The following is a 16,721-nucleotide window of genomic DNA, read 5'->3' as shown; positions in this document are numbered from 1 at the left end:
ACCACCGAACAAGAGAAACATGCATCGCCCCTGAACTCAGCGGTGATCCGGGGTCGATTCGCGCCGATATCGGTGTGAATGGCCCAATCGACACGGACGTCACTTGCTTTGCGTACTGCCCACAACCAGAACAAATGGCAACAGGAGCATTTCCCATGACGTCATCCAACGCCAATCAAGGCGCAGGACAGCTTGAAACACGCGGCATCGAGCCGGTTCCGGAAAACGAGTGCAACGGCCATCCGCTGCAACTGTTCTGGGTCTGGTTTGCGGCCAACATCAGCATTCTCGGCTTGCCCCTGGGCGCGACCCTAGTGGCCTTTCGCGGGCTGTCTATCGGCCAGGCCATCATCGTGGCGATTCTCGGCGCGGCGGGTTCCTTCGCCGTGGTGGGGGTGATCTCCATCGCTGGCCGTCGCGGCCGTGCGCCAAGTCTGACGCTCTCGCGCGCCATTTTCGGTGTGCGCGGCAACATCGGTCCTACCATTGTTTCGTTGATGTCGCGCCTGGGCTGGGAAACGGTCAACACCACCACCGCGGCCTTCGTGCTGTTGTCGTTGTGCTCGATTCTGTTCGGCACTGCGGTGGAGGCGAAGAACTCACCGGGCCTGACCCTGCTGTTCATCGCCATTTTCGTGCTGATGACCCTGACCGTATCCGGCCTGGGCCATGCCACGCTACTGGTCATCCAGAAGTGGGCGACCTACATATTCGGCGCGCTGAACATCGTGGTGGGCGGCTTCCTGATTGCTCACATCGACTGGGCCGCCGTGTTCAATGCCACCCCGGCACCGCTGAGCGCGATGATCATCGGCGTCGGCACCATGGCGGCGGGCACCGGCATCGGCTGGGCCAACGCAGGCGCCGACATGTCGCGCTACCAGCACGCCAGTGTCAAGGCCACGCGCCTGGTCGCCTCGGCGGCTTTCGGCGCGGGCATTCCGCTGGTGCTGCTGATTACCCTGGGCGGCCTGCTGTCGGTGGGCAACGATCACCTGGCCTCGGCCACTGACCCGATCATCGCCATTCGCGAACTGCTGCCCACCTGGATGGCCGTGCCGTACCTGATTACCGCCTTCGGTGGCCTGCTGCTGTCGAACAACCTGTCGGTGTATTCGGCGGGCCTGACCACGCTGACCCTGGGGCTGAAGATCAAGCGCGTGCATGCGGTGATCGTCGACATCGTGGCGATCTTCGCCGGCTCCATCTATTTCATGCTGATCGCCGATAGCTTCTACGGCCCGTTCATTACCTTCATTTCGATGCTCGCCGTGCCGATCACCGCGTGGGTCGGGATCTTTGTGGTCGATCTGATTCACCGCCACTACTATTCGGCCAAGGACCTGATGGACGTCACCCCGAGCAGCGCCTACTGGTACAGCGGCGGCGTGGAATGGCGCGCGCTGGGTGCATGGGCGCTGGCCATCGTGCTGGGCTTCAGTTTCACCACCGTCGCCACCACGCCGGAGAACGTGCTGTTCAAGGGCTTCCTGTCCGATTCCTGGTTCGGTCATAACGGCCTGGGCTGGATCGTGACCTTCGTGGTCGCGGGCGGTCTGTACGCCATTCTCGGTGGTTCCCGCGACCGCCGCGTCGTTGCCAAAGAGGCTGCTCATGCCCGCTAGATTGCTGTACACCGGCCAGGTTGTGGTTGACCTGATCATGGCCCTCGATGCGCTGCCCCGTTCGGGAGGCGATGTGCTTGCCAGCTCGGCGGCGTTCGAGACCGGTGGCGGTTTCAACGTGATGGCTGCGGCCCGTCGCAACGGTTTGCAGACGGTCTACCTGGGGCGTCATGGCAAGGGGCGATTCGGTGATCTGGCGCGTCAGGCCATGACCGCTGAAGGCATCGAGGTGGCCACGGCTGCGTCGAGCGATCAGGACACCGGGCTGTCGGTGGCGCTTATCGAGCCGTCGGCGGAGCGTTCGTTTATCTCCTATGTCGGGGCCGAAGGCGGGTTGTCTGCTGAGGACCTGCAAAGCGTTGTCGTGCAGCCGGATGACTTCGTGTTTGTCAGTGGCTACAGCCTGCTGCACAAGAACAAGGTATCGACACTGCTGAGCTGGCTGGGCGAACTACCGCAAGGCGCGGGCGTGGTGTTCGATCCGGGCCCGCTGGTGAACTCGCCGGATGGCGCCGAGATGCAGGCGGTGCTACCGCTGATTACGCTGTGGACCAGCAATTGCGAGGAGGCGCTGCGTTTCACCGGGTGCGAGGCGATAGCCGATGCGCTGGCGAAACTGGCGCAGTGGCTCAACGAGGATGCGCTGATTGTCGTGCGGGACGGCCCACAAGGTTGCTGGATCCGGCAGGGCAGCGATGAACAGCATGTACGCGGTTTTCCGGTCACGGCCATCGACACCAACGGCGCGGGCGATGCCCATGCCGGGGTGTTGCTGGCGGGGTTGGCGTCTGGCCTCTCTGCGCAACAGGCCGCCTTGCGCGCCAACGCCGCAGCGGCCATTGCCGTCACCCGCTGGGGCCCGGCAACCGCGCCCCTCGCGGCCGAGGTCGACGAAAAGGTCGCAGCAAACCCGTAGCAGCGCGGCTTGCCGGCGGGGGCGGTGTATCTGTGACGGATGTGTTGACTGACACACCGCCCCCGCCGGCAAGCCGTGCTGCTACGGGTCGTAGGCGCCAGTCGTATGGTGATCAGCGCACGATCTTGTCCACGTGAATCTCCAGCTTCTTGAGCCGGTACCAAAGGCTGCGCTCGGAAATCCCGATCAACTGCGCGGCCGCTGCCTGCACCCCGTTGGTCTCGTGCAGCGCGGCGAGGATGTAGGCCTTTTCGACTTCTGCCAGCGCGGCGTCGAGGTCCTTGGGGATGCCCGGCCCTTCGCTGAGAATGCTGGCGGCCGAGCTGTCCAGCGGTTTGGAGCCGAACAGGTACGCCGGCAGATCCGATTCTTCGATGGTCTGTGAAGAGGCGACGATGGTCGCCCGTTCAACGCAATTCTGCAGCTCGCGGATATTTCCCGGCCAGGGATAGCGGGCCATCGCCAGCAGCGCTTCGGGGCTGAAACCGGTGATGCGCTTACCGGCCGTGGCGCCGAGCACGTGGGCGAAGTGGCGGGCGAGGGCGGGGATGTCTTCGACCCGCTCGCGCAAGGCGGGCAACGGGATCGGGAATACGTTGAGGCGGTAGTACAGGTCCTCGCGAAACTCCTTGCGCGCCACGGCATCGAGCAGGTTCTTGTTGGTGGCTGCGATCACCCGCACATCGACCTTGCGCTCGCGAGGATCGCCCACCGGCTCGATCACCCGCTCCTGCAAGGCACGCAGAATCTTGGCCTGCAACGCCAGCGGCATGTCGCCCACTTCATCGAGAAACAGCGTGCCCTTGTCGGCCTGTTGAAAGCGCCCGATGCGGTCGGACACAGCGCCCGTGAACGCGCCTTTCTTGTGGCCGAACATCTCGCTTTCCAGCAGGCCTTCGGGAATGGCTGCGCAGTTCACCGCCACGAAGGGTTTGTCCGCGCGATTGCCGTGCTTGTGGATGGCCCGGGCGACCATCTCCTTGCCGGTGCCGCTTTCGCCGGTCAGAAGAATCGTCGCGCTGCTTTCACGCACCGAATCCACGGCCTGCAAGACGCGGCGAAACGCAGGGCTTTCACCCACCAGGCTGTCGATCTGCTGGTGCTCATTGAGTTCGGCGCGCAGGCGCTGGTTGTCGCGCAGGATGTCGCGAAACTGCAGGGCTTTCTGTACCGTGATGTCCAGCTCGTCGATGTCGAACGGTTTGCTGATGTAGTCATAGGCGCCGTTGCGCATCGACTGCACGGCGTTCTTGACCGTGCTGTAGGCGGTCATGACGATCACCGGTAATTGCGGAAAACGCTGCTTGATCTCGGCCAGCAGTTGCGGGCCGTCCATGCCGGGCATGCGCCAGTCACTGATCACCAGATCGATCTCTTCACGTTCGAGCACGGTCAGCGCGTGCAGCCCGTTGCCTGCGGTGAACACCTGAATGCCGTTCTGGCCGAGGGCCGAGGCCAGCAGGTCGCACAGCTTGGGTTCATCGTCGACCACCAGCACGTTGTGGCTCATGCCTGTTCTCCTTCATCGGCCGGCAGATAGAGATTGAATGTCGCGCCAGCGCCGTGTTCGCTGATGCACTCTACACGACCGTCGTGGTTCTCCATGATCGAAAACACCTTGGCCAGCCCAAGCCCGGTGCCCGATGCCTTGGTGGTGACGAAGGGGTTGAAGATGCGCTGGATGACTTCCGGATCGACGCCCTGGCCGGTGTCGATGATGCTGATCCGGGTGATGGGGCGCTCGCTGTCCGCCGTTTCCAGCGCGATGGATAAGGTCAGCCGTCCACCTTCGGGCATGGCGTCGATGGCGTTGAGGATCAGGTTCAGGCAGGCCTGGGTCAGTTGCCGTGCATCGGCGTACACCGTGGCGCCTGGCGTCTGCTCATCGATCACTGCCTGCACGTTGTGGGTCGCCAGTTCCGGCGCGCAGAAACCCAGTACGTCTTCCAGCAGGCCGCGTGCAGATTGCGTCGAGCGGATCGGCGCGCTGGGTTTGGCGAAGTCGAGGAATTCGGTGATCAGGTCGTTGATGCGCGTGACCTCGCTGATCACGTACTCCAGATGCCGCATGTCGGTTTCCGGCAGGCTGGCGCGGCGGTGCAGCAACTGGGTCGCGGTCTTGATGATGCCCAGCGGGTTGCGGATTTCATGGGCCAGGCCCATCGCCACTTCGCCCAGGGTGTGCAGCCGGTCGCGCCTGCGCAGTTGCGCTTCCAGATGCTGCAGCTCGCGCAGGCGCTCGGTCATGTGGTTGAAGGTCACGCTCAGTTCGGCCAGTTCGTCGCCGCCGATGACCTCGACCTGACGATGGTAATCGCCTGCGGTGACCGCCCGAACGCCCTCTCGCAAGCCGCGCAACGGACGCGTCAGGTGCTGGGAAACCAGCGAGCCAACCCCCAGCGACAATGCCGAGCCAACCAGGAAAATCGCCAGGAACAGGTTGGTCTGGTTGACCAGCCCCACCAGCGAAGAATGGCGCAGCAGGCCGCTGAATATCACCCCTTGCAGCTCGCCGTTGTCGTTGAGAATCGGCGAGTACAGACCGCTGTAGCGCGGTGTCGATTGCTCGCTGGCGGCCTTGGTGTCGCGCAGGATGGCTTCGATGCGCGGCGGCACCTGGGGCGGGTGGTCTTCGAAGCGCTGGGTCGAGAAGATCTCGCCGAAGCCTTCGCTGTTGCGCAGGTACAGGCGCAGGTCCAGGGAGTGCACATCGGCGACGCTGGTGAGAAAACTGTTGTCCAGGTAAGTCGCGATCACCAGCTCGTAATCGACCCCGCCCTGCAGGGTGTGAAAGGTCGAGACCACGGTACCGACAGCGCTGCCGCCTTCGTGGATGGTCTGCAGCACCGCCTTGGGCGAAAGGCTGATCTGGCTGACGATGTCGTCGGCGGCGGTGGAAAACATGACCTTGTGATCGTCGCTGCGGATCAGCGCCACCACATCGATGCCCATGGCGTCCGCGACATCGGCGATCAGCTTGTCACGCTTGCCGCCGGTCTCGGCGTCGGGCCGTGCGTAGGCCTGGAACAACTGCGCCACGCGGGCGTTGTTGTGCATGATCTCGGTGGTTTCGTCGATGACGATCTTGGTCGATTCCTGCAACCAGATGCGCACGTTGCTCTCGAAGATCTGCGACAGGGTGGAGGCGGCCAGCTCGGCGGCGATCATGGTCGGGATCACGCTGACCAGCCAGAACGCCAGCACCAGCTTGCGCTGCACGCTCCAGCGCGAGAGGGAAAACAGTGAACGGGCGGAGCGTTCCGGAAATTCAGTCATCGATGTTCGCTTAGTGCCGCAGCCATGGCAGGATCGGAACGGTCGGGGCGGATGACCCGTTTGACCAGTTTGAGCACGGTGTTCATTACCCGGTTGCGATGGCGGAAGAACAGCAGGTTGGGCTCGAAGCGACACCCGAAGCGAATCTTGCTCGCGTACCCCGCCTGGCCTGCCTCGTACACCGGAATGCGATTGTGGATGCAGTACTCGACATTGGCCAGCCAGCTGCGTGCATAGAGGTTGTGCTCCCGGGTGCGTTCCAGGTCGTGGGCGAAAATCTTGTCGATCAGGCGTTGCTCGTTCAGCAGCATCAGATTGAACGCCACCAGGCGGTTGTCGATCCAGTACAGCACGCACACCGCGCGCTCGCCGAGCTGTTCGAGGATGCCGGTGAAGTAGCCAGGCCCGAGCCGTTCGAATTGTAGATCACTGCGCGCAAGCGTCGCTTCATAGAGCTGCATGATGTCCGGCAGCACATCATCGATCTCTCGCCGCCACTCGATACGCGGTGCCGGACCGCGCAAGGTGCGACGCAGATCCTTGCGGGTGGATTTGCCCAGCGACCCCAGGTAGGCATCCATTGACGGGTAAGTCACCGGCAGCAGGGCGCTGGGCAGGCTGGGCATCGCCTGCAACCCTGCACGGCGGCAGGTTTCGGCCCAGAGCGGTTCCTCGCCGGGCGCATCCTTCACCGCCAGCAGGCCCACGCCCAGGCTGTCGGCGTCCTGCCGCGCCCGCTGCAACAGCCGGTTGAACACCTCCTGACGCCGATGCCCGGGGACGTGGCTGGCGATCCCTGCGTTGCAGCGTTCGGCCACCGGCGAGCCGACGGCGTACAGCTGCAGATCGAACACCCCGGGCCACAGGCGGTTGAGCTGTTCGGTCAGGCGCTTGCCCACGCCCTGCATGGTGGTATCGAGGCTGTAGCGGGTGACGAACGCAGGCGCCACGCCCAGCAGCAGCGGGCCGTCGAACACCGCAAGGTAGCGCCAGGTGAAACGCTCGATACCGGCCTGCTCGACCGCCAGATAGAAGTCCCAGTCCTCCAGTTGGCCGGGAAAGCAGTCGTTCCATTCCTCACGGGCGATGAAACGGATGCTGGAAAAGGCATGGGTGCTGATCATGATTCAGGCCAGTTGAGGTTGATCGTCAACGCCGAGCGGCTGACTCACTGGTGCGGGGTCCAGCTGTGATCCGGCCTGCACCTGAGTCTCGATGAAGGAGGCGCTGAGGTCGATGACCTGCCGATATTCCAGGTCCACAGTGATCATGTGATAGCAGTTGTCGAGCAGCACCTTGACCACCGGTGCGCCCAGGTGACGCTCGACGTAATCGGCGTTCCAGCGGCTGGTGATGTCGTCTTCCAGCGAATGCAGCACTAGCGCGGGGGCGTCTACGTAGGGCATGCCACGCTTGGCCACGGCGATCAGCCGATGCAGTTCGCGCACGCTGACCCCGGACATGGTCAGAAGCCCGGCGTTGCTGCTTTCGCCTTCCTTCATCTGCTTTTCGACGATGGCGCGCAGGCGCGGATTCTTGATGCCGTAGGGCGGCTTTTCGTTGAAGCGGCAGATATGCACGCCGAACGGCACCATCATGTAAATGTGAGTGAACTTGGCCACGAACGGCATGTTCCAGCCGTCGTAGCGCAAGGTCGTGGAATACAGCAAGAGCCCGGCGATTTCACCGGGGTGCTGCGCGGCCATGTGCATAGACATCACGGCGCCCATCGACAAGCCGCCGACGAACACCTGGCGGTGCCGCTGGCGAATGCCGACGAAGGTGCGCAACGCGCTCTGGTACCAGTCGTCCCAGCGAGTGCGCTGCAGGTCGTCGTTGTCGCCGCAATGCCCGGCCAGGGTCGGCACGTACACCGTGCAGCCCCGGTCGGCCAGGCCCTGGGCCACCCGACGCAACTCCGTCGGGGTGCCGGTCAGGCCGTGGATCAGCAACACCCCCACGGCGCCGTTGCCGAGAATGAACCCGGCATCGCCTTCGCCCATGTCGATCGCAGTGTGCGAGGGCGTCGGGCTCATCGTTTCATGGCCCGGTGCAGCAGGCGGTCGAGCAGGGCGATGCCCAGGTCGATCTCCGGGTAGCTGATTTCCAGCGACGGCGCGAGGGTGATCACGTTCTTGTAGTAACCGCCCACGTCCAGCACCAGTCCCAGGCGTTTGCCGTCGATTTCGATATCGCCTTTCATGCCTTCCTCGACCATGAAATCCAGTGTCGCCTTGTCCGGGGTGAAGCCGTCCGGCGCGCAGATTTCGGCACGCAGGGCCAGGCCCAGGCCATCGACATCGCCGACGATCGGGTAGCGTTTCTGCAGGTCGCGCAGGCCTTCGAGGAAGTACTTGCCCTTGTTCATGACCATCGAGCCGTAGTCGGTTTCCGAGGTCATCTTGAACATTTCCAGCCCCACCGCCGTGCCCAGCGGGTTGGAGGCGAAGGTGGAGTGGGTCGAGCCTGGCGGGAAGATTTTCGGGTTGATCAGCTCTTCGCGGGCCCAGATGCCGCCCAGCGGGTTGAGGCCGTTGGTCAGCGCCTTGCCGAACACGATCACGTCGGGTTTGACGTCGAAGTGTTCGATCGACCACAGCTTGCCGGTGCGATAGAAGCCCATCTGGATTTCATCGACCACCATCAGGATGCCGTGCTGGTCGAGCACGTGCTTGAGTTCGCTGTAGAAGTTCATCGGCGGGATTACATAGCCGCCGGTGCCCTGGATCGGCTCGACGTAAAACGCGGCGTATTCGCTCTGGCCGACTTTCGGGTCCCAGACGCCGTTGTATTCGGTCTCGAACAGGCGGGCGAACTGCTTCACGCAGTAGCTGCCGTATTCTTCCTTGGTCATGCCTTTGGGGCCGCGAAAGTGGTACGGGAACGGGATGAACTGCGCGCGCTCGCCGAAGTGGCCGTAGCGGCGGCGATAGCGGTAGCTGGAGGTGATCGACGAGGCGCCCAGGGTGCGACCGTGGTAGCCGCCTTCGAAGGCGAACATCAGGCTCTTGCCGTTGCTGGCGTTGCGCACGACTTTTAGCGAGTCCTCGATGGACTGCGAGCCGCCGACGTTGAAGTGCACGCGACCGTCCAGGCCGAATTTGTTCTTGGCGTCCACCGCGATGGTTTCCGCCAGCTCGATCTTGCCCTTGTGCAGGTACTGGCTGGCGATCTGCGGCAGGGTGTCGATCTGCTGCTTCAAGGCATTGTTCAGGCGCGGGTTGGCGTAGCCGAAGTTCACCGCCGAGTACCACATCTGCAGGTCGAGGTAGGCCTGGTCGCTGGTGTCGTAGACGTACGAGCCTTCGCAGCGGCTGAAAATGCGCGGCGGGTCGATGTAATGGACGGTGTCGCCAAAGGAGCAGTATTTGGCTTCTTTTTCCAGGAGGAGCTGGTCTTCGGCGGTGGCGATGCGGATATCAGACATGGTGGAAGAGTTCCTGGGATTCATTGGAGAGGTGAACGACGGGCGCCGGCAGGCTGTGAGGCAGCAGGGCCAGCAAGGCAGGGAGTTGGGCGAAAGAGTCGAAGCGCGCATGGGGGATGCCGTTGTGCACGCAGTGGTCGGCCAGCCGGCCCTTGGCGAAGACGAAATCGGCGGTGCTGGCCACGCACATGTCGGACTTGCCGTCGCCGATCACCAGCACGCGTTTGTCAGCGGGTGTGGATTTGCATTTGCAGTTGCCGGAGGCCGCGCGGCAGGCGTCGCTGGCGTGGGGGAAGACGATGCGCCAGCTGTTCTGGTCCACCTGACGCAGGCCGTTGGCGATGATCGGCAGCAGCGGCACCTGGTGGCGCGAGAGGATGCGGGCGATGCCTTGTTCCAGGCCGTCGCTGACGATGTCCAGGGTGGCGCCCAGGCCGATCACGTGTTCGACGAACGCCGGGAAGTCGGGGTCGATGGTGACGCTGTCGAAGTAGTCCAGCAATTGCGCCGGAAACGCCTTGACCAGCGCCAGTTGGCGGCTGAGGCATTCCCGCGAGCCGATGCGGCCGTTGAGCCACTCGTCTTCGATGTCTACCCAACTGGGATCGGCGAAGCGTTCGAGAATGTTGTCGATCACGTCGGTCGGGGTGATCGTCCCGTCGAAATCACACACGATATGCCAATGCATCATCTGCGTTTGCCTGTCTTGTCCAAAGAGAGAGCGGGCGAAGGGCTCGCCGTGTTGCTCGTGGCAGGGCAAGAGCAGGGACTGTGCCAAGGGCATGAAAGCCCGCAGGGCCGGGGTTGTGGCAGTTGCCGGAGGTGACTGGAGGGGTGCGGAGCTACAATTTTTGTAGCTTGCTACAAACAACATCAGTGCTTGCGCTGGTGGTCGCCTCTGGGGATTGATGCGCGCATGTTCGCTGCCCCGAGACCTCTGCGATGACCCTTCTGCCGACCTGTTTCAAACGCCGCCTGTGCATCGCCGGGCTGCTCTGCGCCGCGTATTTCAGCCCGGCGTGCCATGCCGATCCGCTGACCGGCGACGCGGGCGTGGGCGTGGCCTACCAGCCCCACGACCCCACCGGCACGCGCTACGAAACCCGGCCGATTCCCTATCTGGACCTGTCCTGGGGGCGGGTCAATCTGAGCTCTGACGAAGGTTTGTCCTGGGATGCGCTCAAGGCCAACGGCTGGAGCGCCGGGCCGTTCGTCAACTACGTCGAGGGCCGCACGGCCAACGGCGCGCTGCACGGTCTGCATGACGTGTCGGACATGGGCGAGGTGGGTGGCTTCGTCGAATACAGCCCTTCGGATGCCTGGCGTGTGTTCGCTGAAGTGGGCCGCACCTTCGGCGGCAGCAACGGGCAGGGCGGGGTGTTGGGGCGTGTCGGCGGCGAGCTGGATTACCCGCTGGGCCACGGGATATTCGGCGGCACGACGCTGGCTGCGCACTACGCCAACGCCGAGCAGGCGCAGACCTTCTTCGGCGTCAGCGGCGCAGAGTCACAGGCCTCCGGCATTCGCGCCTACAACGCCAGCGGCGGTTTCCAGAACCTGACCCTGACCCAGAGCGTAGCCTTCCCGATAGCTGCGAACTGGTCGCTGATCACCAGCGCCAGCTGGATTCACCTGGTGGGATCGGCCGCCGACAGCAGCATCGTTCGCCAGCAAGGCCGTGTGAATCAAGGCGAGCTGGACGTCGCCGTGGCGTATCACTTCAAGTAGCTCGCGGGTTGGTCTGGGCCTTGCAATGAGCCGAAGCACTCATCGTTTTCGAGGAAGTTCTTCATGGCTCGTCCCGTTTACCGCTGGCTTGCGTACTCGCTCTGGGACATTGTCCCGATTGCCATGGCGCTGGCCCATTTCGCTTTCGTGCTGTGGCTGGTCATGGCCTTTCACAGCCTGTCGTGGTGGGCCATCGTGCCCCTGGCGCTGGTGTATGCCGTCAGCCTGTCGTGGAGCATCAACAGCATCTCCCACAACCAGATCCACAACGCCTATTTCACTCACAAGGGCATGAACCGCGCGTTCGACTTGCTGCTGTCGGTGACCATCGGCTTCTCCCAGACCATGTACCGCGACATCCACAACCGCCACCATCGCGGCAACTCCGACCGGCCCAACGACAAGGGCGAAACAGTCGACCCGCTGTCGATCTACCGCTATGGCCACAACGGCGAGCCAGAGGCGCTATGGCGCTATGTGTTCCTCAGTGCCTTTCGTGACGAGCCCAAGAGCTATTACGAGGACATGAAGCGCAAACACCCTGACGATGCGCGCTGGGCGAAGGTGGAAATCTACGTGACCGTCGCGGCCTACATCGCCCTGGCGTTCCATGACTGGCATGCGGTGCTGCTGTTGCTGCCGTTCTGGTACCTGGGGCAGTCGCTGTCGTCGTTGAACGGCTATTACGAGCACCTGGGCGGCAACCCCGACCTGCCAATTGCCTGGGGCGTGAGTTCGTACAGCCCGCTCTATAACCTGATCTGGATGAATAACGGCTACCACGCCGAACACCATTACCGCCCGAAGATGCACTGGACCAAGGTCAAGGCGTTCCACAGGGAGATCAAGGAGCAGCAGCGGATGATGGGCGTGAAGGAGATACCGGTGTCCCATGGGTTGGGGTTTTTGTTGGATCATTCCGGGACGAAATAAAATTCTTATTTTGTTGCCCTGCGGGCCTTGTCGCGGGCAAGCGCGCTCCTACATTTGTTGCAACGTGCCATGGCCTGATGGACCGAGTGCGTAGCCTTGGTGCCCAGCTCGAGTTCCGTGCCGTCAGCTTAAAAGGCTGTGCACTCGGTATGCCGGATGCGGCACGTTGCAACAAATGTAGGAGCGCGCTTGCCCGCGATAGGCCCGTAGGGCATCAACGTAACAATCTAAAGCCAATATAAAGAGCCTTCACGACTCTCCCTCTGCCAACAACGCTATCCCGCCAATAATCACCCACACCCCCAGCCAGTGCAGGGCGCTGATGTGTTCGCCCAGCCCCAGCCACGACCCCAGCAGCACCACCACGAACACCAGCGAACTTAACGGAAAGGCCAGCGACAGACTGCTGCGCCGCAGGATCAGCATCCAGCTCAGGAACGAGCCCACATAACAGCCCACAGCCCCCAGCACCGCCACATTGCCCATCGCCGCCAGCAGCCAGTCCAACCCAAACGGCATCGCTGCCAGCCCATCGCCCCCGACCTTCAGCGCCAGTTGCGCCGCGCTTTCGAAGCCGATCAACAGCCCCCACAACCCAATGCTCGCGGCGCGGCTTTCCAGCCAGCGCCAGGCCGGTTTTTCATTCAGGATTTGCTCATTCATCTATGGATTTCCTGGCCACAACATTCGACTGATCCAGCCCGGCCCTGCGCACCAGCCAGCCCAGTAATCGGGTGACCCACGCACGGCGGTGATGGAGATAATGGTCATTGCCCAGCAGTCGGCAGCCCAGGCGGAGCTTCTCGTCATAGGCCGCCTGGCTGGCTTCGAACGCCGGAATGCCCTGGGCAATGCAACGCTGCACATGGCCCAGCCAGGTGCGGTGGTAGAGGTTGTGCTCGCGGGCGGCTGCGCCATCAGAGGCGAACACCTTGTCGATCTGCCGCGTACCGTCCCCTAACAGCAGGTTGAAGCCGATCAGCCTGTCACCGGACCAGAACAGGTAGCAGATCGCACGCTCGCCCATGACGGCCAGCACCGAGCGGAAATAGTCGCCGGTCAGCGGTTCGATCTCCTCGCCGCTACGGCCCACGGTGTCGGCATACAACGCCAGCATGGGTTCGATTACATCGTCCACCTGATGCTGACGCGCTTCGATGCGCAGGTCCGATGGCGCCGCCAGCTTGCGTTTGAGCCCCTTGCGCGTTACCCGGCCGAGGCTCGCCAGATAGCCCTGCAGATCGGCGTAGGGCAACGGCAGCAGGGTTCTCGGCATTCCGGCCACTCGGGCAAAGCCCAGATGTTCCAGCGCGCTGCGCAAGGTCACACGCTCTTCGGCTACGTCCTTGAACAGGTACAGCCAGGTGCCGTCCAGACGCGACTGGCGATCCAGGGCGTCTATCAGTACCGGCAGGATTTCAGGCGTGCGCGCTAGCCAGTCCGGGGCGCAGGCAATCGAGCAGGTTTCGGTGACGGGCGAACCCACCGCCAGGATCGGCACAGAGATATGGCCGAACAGCTTCGCCAGCAGGCCGTCGAGCACCTGGTTCAGCCGTAGCCGATGGCGATAAGCCGGAGCCACCGCGATCAGGCGCTGGCCATCGCGGATCATGAAATAACGCGGCTCGACGCCAGGTAATCCGGCGTCTTCGATGGCGGCGTAATAGTCGTAGCCTTCGAGATCGTCGCTGTCGAGTTGCGCCCAGTCGCTGCGCCTGACCCGATGAATGCTGTGGCTGACCTCGACGCTCAGCGCAGAAGTGTCACTGAGCGTGACCGGGTTCCCTTGGGCGTAAATCGATTGAATCTGTGTCATGAACACCTCACGCGCCGGTGGCGCACACCAGCATGACGCCGAACGTAATGACCATCGTGCCGAGCCAGCGGCGCCGGCTGACCCGCTCGCCAAGCACCAGCCTCCCGCCCAGCACCACGCCGACGTAACTCAGGCTCGCAGCCGGAAACACCAGCGACAGCGGCGCCAGCGACAGCACCAGCAGCCAGGTGATGAACTCGACCACATAGGCGCCCACGCCAAACCAGAGCATCGGCGCGGCGGCGATCTGCACCCAGAAACTGCGCAGGCGAAACCCGCCTTCCTGCGCAGGCAGCCGGTCCAGGCCGAGCTTGAATGCCAGTTGGCCGATGACGTCGAGCAGGATCGAAAAGGCCGTCAGCAGCACCACGGTCGGGGTCATGGGAACAGCTCCTCGAACAGGGTGATCAGGACCGCGTTGGTCTGGGCGTTGCGGGCAATGTCCGCTTCACTCCAGCGCTCTGCGGGCGGCTGATCGGATTTCGCCTCCCAGCGCTTGAGCGGATTGCTGAACGCCGGGGGCGCGAACTCGCCGCAGACGTCGATGCCCAGCACCCGGGTGTTCGCGGCCAGGGCGCGGATGGCGTCGAGCAGATGGCTCAGGCGCATGCCGCCCTGATCCCAGTTGGTGGCGGCGTCTTCGCAGGCGAGCACGTCCTTGTCGATGGTGATCCACACCGCATCGGTGGGCAGGCTGGCGACCAGTTGTTCGAGGAACACCGGCCAGTCCACCTCGGCCAGGTTGTGCCAGTGCAGGTGACCGTCGATTTGCCGATGGCCGGGTCCGTCGCCGATCCTGCCCCAGACTTTCGAGGGCGGATGGCGCCAGGGGAACAATTGCAGGTCGCCACGCCTGAGTGCGCCGAGATTGCCGCCCTTGAGCTGCGGGCTTTGCAGGTCATCGCTGCAAGGCCCGAGGGTGATGACGCGTTGTACGTTGGGCAGCTTGAGCGCGCGATTGACCCACGAGCCGCAGTGGCGGCGGGGCGCGAAGTGCACCCAGTCCGGGTGGTTGTCGAAGTGGATCAGCGTGACCGGCTCGGGCAGGTCGGCGAGCAGGGCAGGGGTCAGGTGGTGATAGTCGCCGGAGCCGACGAAGAAGATTTCCGGCCGGTTGCCCAATGGCCTGGCGCGATGATCCAGATGCCCGGCGAAGCGTTGGTAATTGTTTTCAGTGGACCAGAGCCGCAATACCGGCCCTAGGGCCAGCAGGTCAAGCCGTGTGGCACGTCCGTCCTGCAGCCGGTCTTTGATCGGTGCCTGCTGCGTGAGGCTGTGATCGAGATCGAGAATGTTCAAGGTTGCCTTCACCCATCAAATGCCGCCCCGGACACCGGGTCCATGGCCATGAACACCGGCCGGGCGGGCCTTTCAGGGGGATTGCAAAGGGTGGGCCAAGGGAGTGAATTTCACGCCTGTAGGAGCGCGCTTGCCCGCGATGGCGGTGTGTCTATGACGTTGATCCCGCCTGACTCACCGAGGTCGCGGGCAAGCGCGCTCCTACAAAAAGTGCGGTGTGTCTATGACGCTGATGGCGCCTGACACACCGAGGTCGCGGGCAAGCGCGCTCCTACAAAAAGTGCGGTGTGTCTATGACGTTGATGGCGCCTGACACGCCGAGGTCGCGGGCAAGCGCGCTCCTACGGGGATGGGTGAGTCAGTCACCCCAACCCGTACTTCTTAACCTTGTCGAACAGCGTGGTCTTGGCCATGCCCAGTTCCTGGCTGGCCTGGCTGAGGTTGCCGCCGCTGCGTTGCAACGCATCGCTGAGCAGGTTTTTCTCGAAGGCTTCCACCGCCTCGGAGAAGCCCAGGCTCTGGGCAGTGGCCGCAGATCCGGTTTTCTTGAAGGCCGGCAAGCCCAACGCATAGCGCTCGGCGACGTTGCGCAGTTCGCGCACGTTGCCCGGCCAGTCGTGGCTCATCAGCGCCGACATGGTCTGCCGATCAAGCTCCGGAGGTTCGCGATCAAAGCGCAGCGATGACAACTGCAGGAAGTGCTCGAACAGTTGCAGAATGTCCTCGCGGCGCTCGCGCAGTGGCGGCAACTCCAGGGTCACCACGTTGAGGCGGTAATACAGGTCGCTGCGAAACTGGTTGGCCCGGCTCAGTTCATCGAGGTCCGACTTGGTGGCCGCGATCACCCGGCAATCCACCGCCACGCTCTGGTTCGAGCCCAGGCGTTCGAGGGTACGCTCCTGCAACACTCGCAGCAGTTTGATCTGCAGGTTGATCGGCATGCTCTCCACTTCATCGAGAAACAGCGTGCCGTCGTGGGCGTGTTCGATTTTGCCGATGCGCCGCTTGCCCGCGCCGGTAAAGGCATTGGCTTCGTGGCCGAAGATTTCGCTTTCGAACAGGTTTTCCGGCAACCCGCCACAGTTCAGCGCGACGAACTGATTGGAATGACGACGGCTGAAGTCGTGCAGGCAGCGGGCGACCAGTTCCTTGCCGGTGCCGGTTTCGCCTTCGATCAGCACGTTGGCCGAGGTGTCGGCGACGTTGGCGATCAGCGCTCGCAGGTTTTGCATGGCGGGGGAGCGACCGATGATCTTGCCTTCCAGCGAGTCGCGCTCGGCCAGTTGCCGGCGCAGCGACCAGACTTCCCGCGCCAGCCCGCGTTGTTCCAGCGCACGGCGGGCGACGTCCACCAGGCGTTCGGGGGAGAAGGGCTTCTCCATGAAATCGTAGGCCCCGTCGCGCATGGCACCGACCGCCATCGACACATCGCCGTGGCCGGTGATCAACACCACCGGCAGGCTGCGGTCGCGCTCTTTCAAGCGCTTGAGCAGTTCCAGACCGTCGATGCCCGGCAGGCGGATGTCGCTGATGACGATCCCGGCATAGTTGTCGCCCACCAGCGCCAGCGCCTCCTCGGCACTGCCCACGCCCTGGCTGTGAATGTCTTCCAGCGCCAACGCCTGCTGGCAGCCGAGCAGGACGTGCGGGTCATCTTCGACGATGAGGACGGTCAGTTCAGTGTTCATGATCTTGCTCACC

15 protein-coding genes are annotated in these 16,721 nt (G+C 63.3%); 4 read left to right on the top strand and 11 right to left on the bottom strand.

Going from position 1 to position 16,721, the window contains the following annotated elements; translation table 11 throughout:
- Window positions 1-155: 155 nt before the first annotated feature.
- A complete protein-coding gene (locus tag ACIPOO_RS03750) occupies window positions 156-1,625 on the top strand; it encodes a purine-cytosine permease family protein (RefSeq protein WP_400604512.1) in 1,470 nt (489 codons plus the stop codon).
- A complete protein-coding gene (locus ACIPOO_RS03745; RefSeq protein WP_400604510.1) occupies window positions 1,615-2,541 on the top strand; it encodes a PfkB family carbohydrate kinase in 927 nt (308 codons plus the stop codon). Before ACIPOO_RS03750 ends, ACIPOO_RS03745 begins: the two co-directional genes overlap by 11 nt.
- Before the next feature lie 112 nt (window positions 2,542-2,653).
- Here ACIPOO_RS03745 and ACIPOO_RS03740 read toward each other — a convergent pair whose 3' ends face one another.
- The 6 genes from ACIPOO_RS03740 to ACIPOO_RS03715 are packed head-to-tail and all read right to left on the bottom strand — an operon-like array spanning window position 2,654 to window position 9,935.
- Window positions 2,654-4,051, bottom strand: coding sequence for a sigma-54 dependent transcriptional regulator (locus tag ACIPOO_RS03740; RefSeq protein ID WP_274135078.1), 1,398 nt, complete (start codon window positions 4,049-4,051; stop codon window positions 2,654-2,656).
- Window positions 4,048-5,817 carry an ATP-binding protein gene (locus ACIPOO_RS03735; protein WP_400604508.1) on the bottom strand — a complete coding sequence of 590 codons (1,770 nt, stop codon included), beginning with the start codon at window positions 5,815-5,817 and terminating at the stop codon, window positions 4,048-4,050. The genes ACIPOO_RS03740 and ACIPOO_RS03735 overlap by 4 nt, the downstream gene beginning before the upstream one ends.
- Entirely contained in the window at window positions 5,814-6,941 is a 1,128-nt protein-coding gene (locus tag ACIPOO_RS03730; RefSeq protein ID WP_400604506.1) for a GNAT family N-acetyltransferase, read from the bottom strand. Before ACIPOO_RS03730 ends, ACIPOO_RS03735 begins: the two co-directional genes overlap by 4 nt.
- A 3-nt stretch (window positions 6,942-6,944) precedes the next feature.
- A complete protein-coding gene (locus tag ACIPOO_RS03725; protein WP_400604504.1) occupies window positions 6,945-7,853 on the bottom strand; it encodes an alpha/beta hydrolase in 909 nt (302 codons plus the stop codon).
- Window positions 7,850-9,244, bottom strand: coding sequence for an aspartate aminotransferase family protein (locus tag ACIPOO_RS03720; protein WP_400604502.1), 1,395 nt, complete (start codon window positions 9,242-9,244; stop codon window positions 7,850-7,852). The genes ACIPOO_RS03725 and ACIPOO_RS03720 overlap by 4 nt, the downstream gene beginning before the upstream one ends.
- Window positions 9,237-9,935 carry an MtnX-like HAD-IB family phosphatase gene (locus ACIPOO_RS03715; RefSeq protein WP_400604500.1) on the bottom strand — a complete coding sequence of 233 codons (699 nt, stop codon included), beginning with the start codon at window positions 9,933-9,935 and terminating at the stop codon, window positions 9,237-9,239. The genes ACIPOO_RS03720 and ACIPOO_RS03715 overlap by 8 nt, the downstream gene beginning before the upstream one ends.
- A gap of 251 nt (window positions 9,936-10,186) precedes the next feature.
- On the opposite strand from ACIPOO_RS03715, the gene ACIPOO_RS03710 reads away from it, so the two are divergent.
- Both ACIPOO_RS03710 and ACIPOO_RS03705 read left to right on the top strand, forming a co-directional pair.
- Window positions 10,187-10,972 (top strand): MipA/OmpV family protein, encoded by a 786-nt coding sequence (locus ACIPOO_RS03710; protein WP_400604498.1) that lies wholly within the window; start codon window positions 10,187-10,189, stop codon window positions 10,970-10,972.
- 63 nt (window positions 10,973-11,035) lie between these two features.
- Window positions 11,036-11,905: a fatty acid desaturase family protein gene (locus ACIPOO_RS03705; RefSeq protein WP_400604496.1), complete on the top strand. Its 870-nt coding sequence runs from the start codon at window positions 11,036-11,038 to the stop codon at window positions 11,903-11,905.
- Window positions 11,906-12,154: 249 nt separating this feature from the next.
- Here ACIPOO_RS03705 and ACIPOO_RS03700 read toward each other — a convergent pair whose 3' ends face one another.
- From ACIPOO_RS03700 to ACIPOO_RS03680, 5 genes are all read right to left on the bottom strand, one after another.
- Window positions 12,155-12,568: an EamA family transporter gene (locus ACIPOO_RS03700; protein ID WP_400604494.1), complete on the bottom strand. Its 414-nt coding sequence runs from the start codon at window positions 12,566-12,568 to the stop codon at window positions 12,155-12,157.
- A complete protein-coding gene (locus tag ACIPOO_RS03695) occupies window positions 12,561-13,721 on the bottom strand; it encodes a peptidogalycan biosysnthesis protein (RefSeq protein WP_400604492.1) in 1,161 nt (386 codons plus the stop codon). The genes ACIPOO_RS03700 and ACIPOO_RS03695 overlap by 8 nt, the downstream gene beginning before the upstream one ends.
- Window positions 13,722-13,728: 7 nt before the next feature.
- Window positions 13,729-14,103 (bottom strand): transporter, encoded by a 375-nt coding sequence (locus ACIPOO_RS03690; RefSeq protein ID WP_400604490.1) that lies wholly within the window; start codon window positions 14,101-14,103, stop codon window positions 13,729-13,731.
- On the bottom strand, window positions 14,100-15,020 hold the full coding sequence (locus tag ACIPOO_RS03685; protein WP_400604488.1) for an arginase: 921 nt from the start codon (window positions 15,018-15,020) through the stop codon (window positions 14,100-14,102). The genes ACIPOO_RS03690 and ACIPOO_RS03685 overlap by 4 nt, the downstream gene beginning before the upstream one ends.
- A gap of 362 nt (window positions 15,021-15,382) precedes the next feature.
- Entirely contained in the window at window positions 15,383-16,708 is a 1,326-nt protein-coding gene (locus ACIPOO_RS03680; protein WP_400604486.1) for a sigma-54-dependent transcriptional regulator, read from the bottom strand.
- Between the last annotated feature and the right edge of the window lie 13 nt (window positions 16,709-16,721).

It is taken from the genome of Pseudomonas sp. NPDC090201 (genome assembly GCF_044746825.1).
Lineage (GTDB): Bacteria > Pseudomonadota > Gammaproteobacteria > Pseudomonadales > Pseudomonadaceae > Aquipseudomonas > Aquipseudomonas putida_AD.
This window is presented reverse-complemented; position numbering and strand designations above follow the sequence as displayed.

Excerpts from the sequence above, each read along its gene's own strand:
- ACIPOO_RS03690 (WP_400604490.1), bottom strand. The coding sequence starts at position 14,103 with ATGACCCCGACCGTGGTGCTGCTGACGGCCTTTTCGATCCTGCTCGAC.
- ACIPOO_RS03740 (WP_274135078.1), bottom strand. The coding sequence starts at position 4,051 with ATGAGCCACAACGTGCTGGTGGTCGACGATGAACCCAAGCTGTGCGAC.
- ACIPOO_RS03750 (WP_400604512.1), top strand. The coding sequence starts at position 156 with ATGACGTCATCCAACGCCAATCAAGGCGCAGGACAGCTTGAAACACGC.
- ACIPOO_RS03680 (WP_400604486.1), bottom strand. The coding sequence starts at position 16,708 with ATGAACACTGAACTGACCGTCCTCATCGTCGAAGATGACCCGCACGTC.
- ACIPOO_RS03700 (WP_400604494.1), bottom strand. The coding sequence starts at position 12,568 with ATGAATGAGCAAATCCTGAATGAAAAACCGGCCTGGCGCTGGCTGGAA.
- ACIPOO_RS03710 (WP_400604498.1), top strand. The coding sequence starts at position 10,187 with ATGACCCTTCTGCCGACCTGTTTCAAACGCCGCCTGTGCATCGCCGGG.
- ACIPOO_RS03715 (WP_400604500.1), bottom strand. The coding sequence starts at position 9,935 with ATGATGCATTGGCATATCGTGTGTGATTTCGACGGGACGATCACCCCG.
- ACIPOO_RS03720 (WP_400604502.1), bottom strand. The coding sequence starts at position 9,244 with ATGTCTGATATCCGCATCGCCACCGCCGAAGACCAGCTCCTCCTGGAA.
- ACIPOO_RS03725 (WP_400604504.1), bottom strand. The coding sequence starts at position 7,853 with ATGAGCCCGACGCCCTCGCACACTGCGATCGACATGGGCGAAGGCGAT.
- ACIPOO_RS03695 (WP_400604492.1), bottom strand. The coding sequence starts at position 13,721 with ATGACACAGATTCAATCGATTTACGCCCAAGGGAACCCGGTCACGCTC.
- ACIPOO_RS03745 (WP_400604510.1), top strand. The coding sequence starts at position 1,615 with ATGCCCGCTAGATTGCTGTACACCGGCCAGGTTGTGGTTGACCTGATC.
- ACIPOO_RS03730 (WP_400604506.1), bottom strand. The coding sequence starts at position 6,941 with ATGATCAGCACCCATGCCTTTTCCAGCATCCGTTTCATCGCCCGTGAG.
- ACIPOO_RS03735 (WP_400604508.1), bottom strand. The coding sequence starts at position 5,817 with ATGACTGAATTTCCGGAACGCTCCGCCCGTTCACTGTTTTCCCTCTCG.
- ACIPOO_RS03705 (WP_400604496.1), top strand. The coding sequence starts at position 11,036 with ATGGCTCGTCCCGTTTACCGCTGGCTTGCGTACTCGCTCTGGGACATT.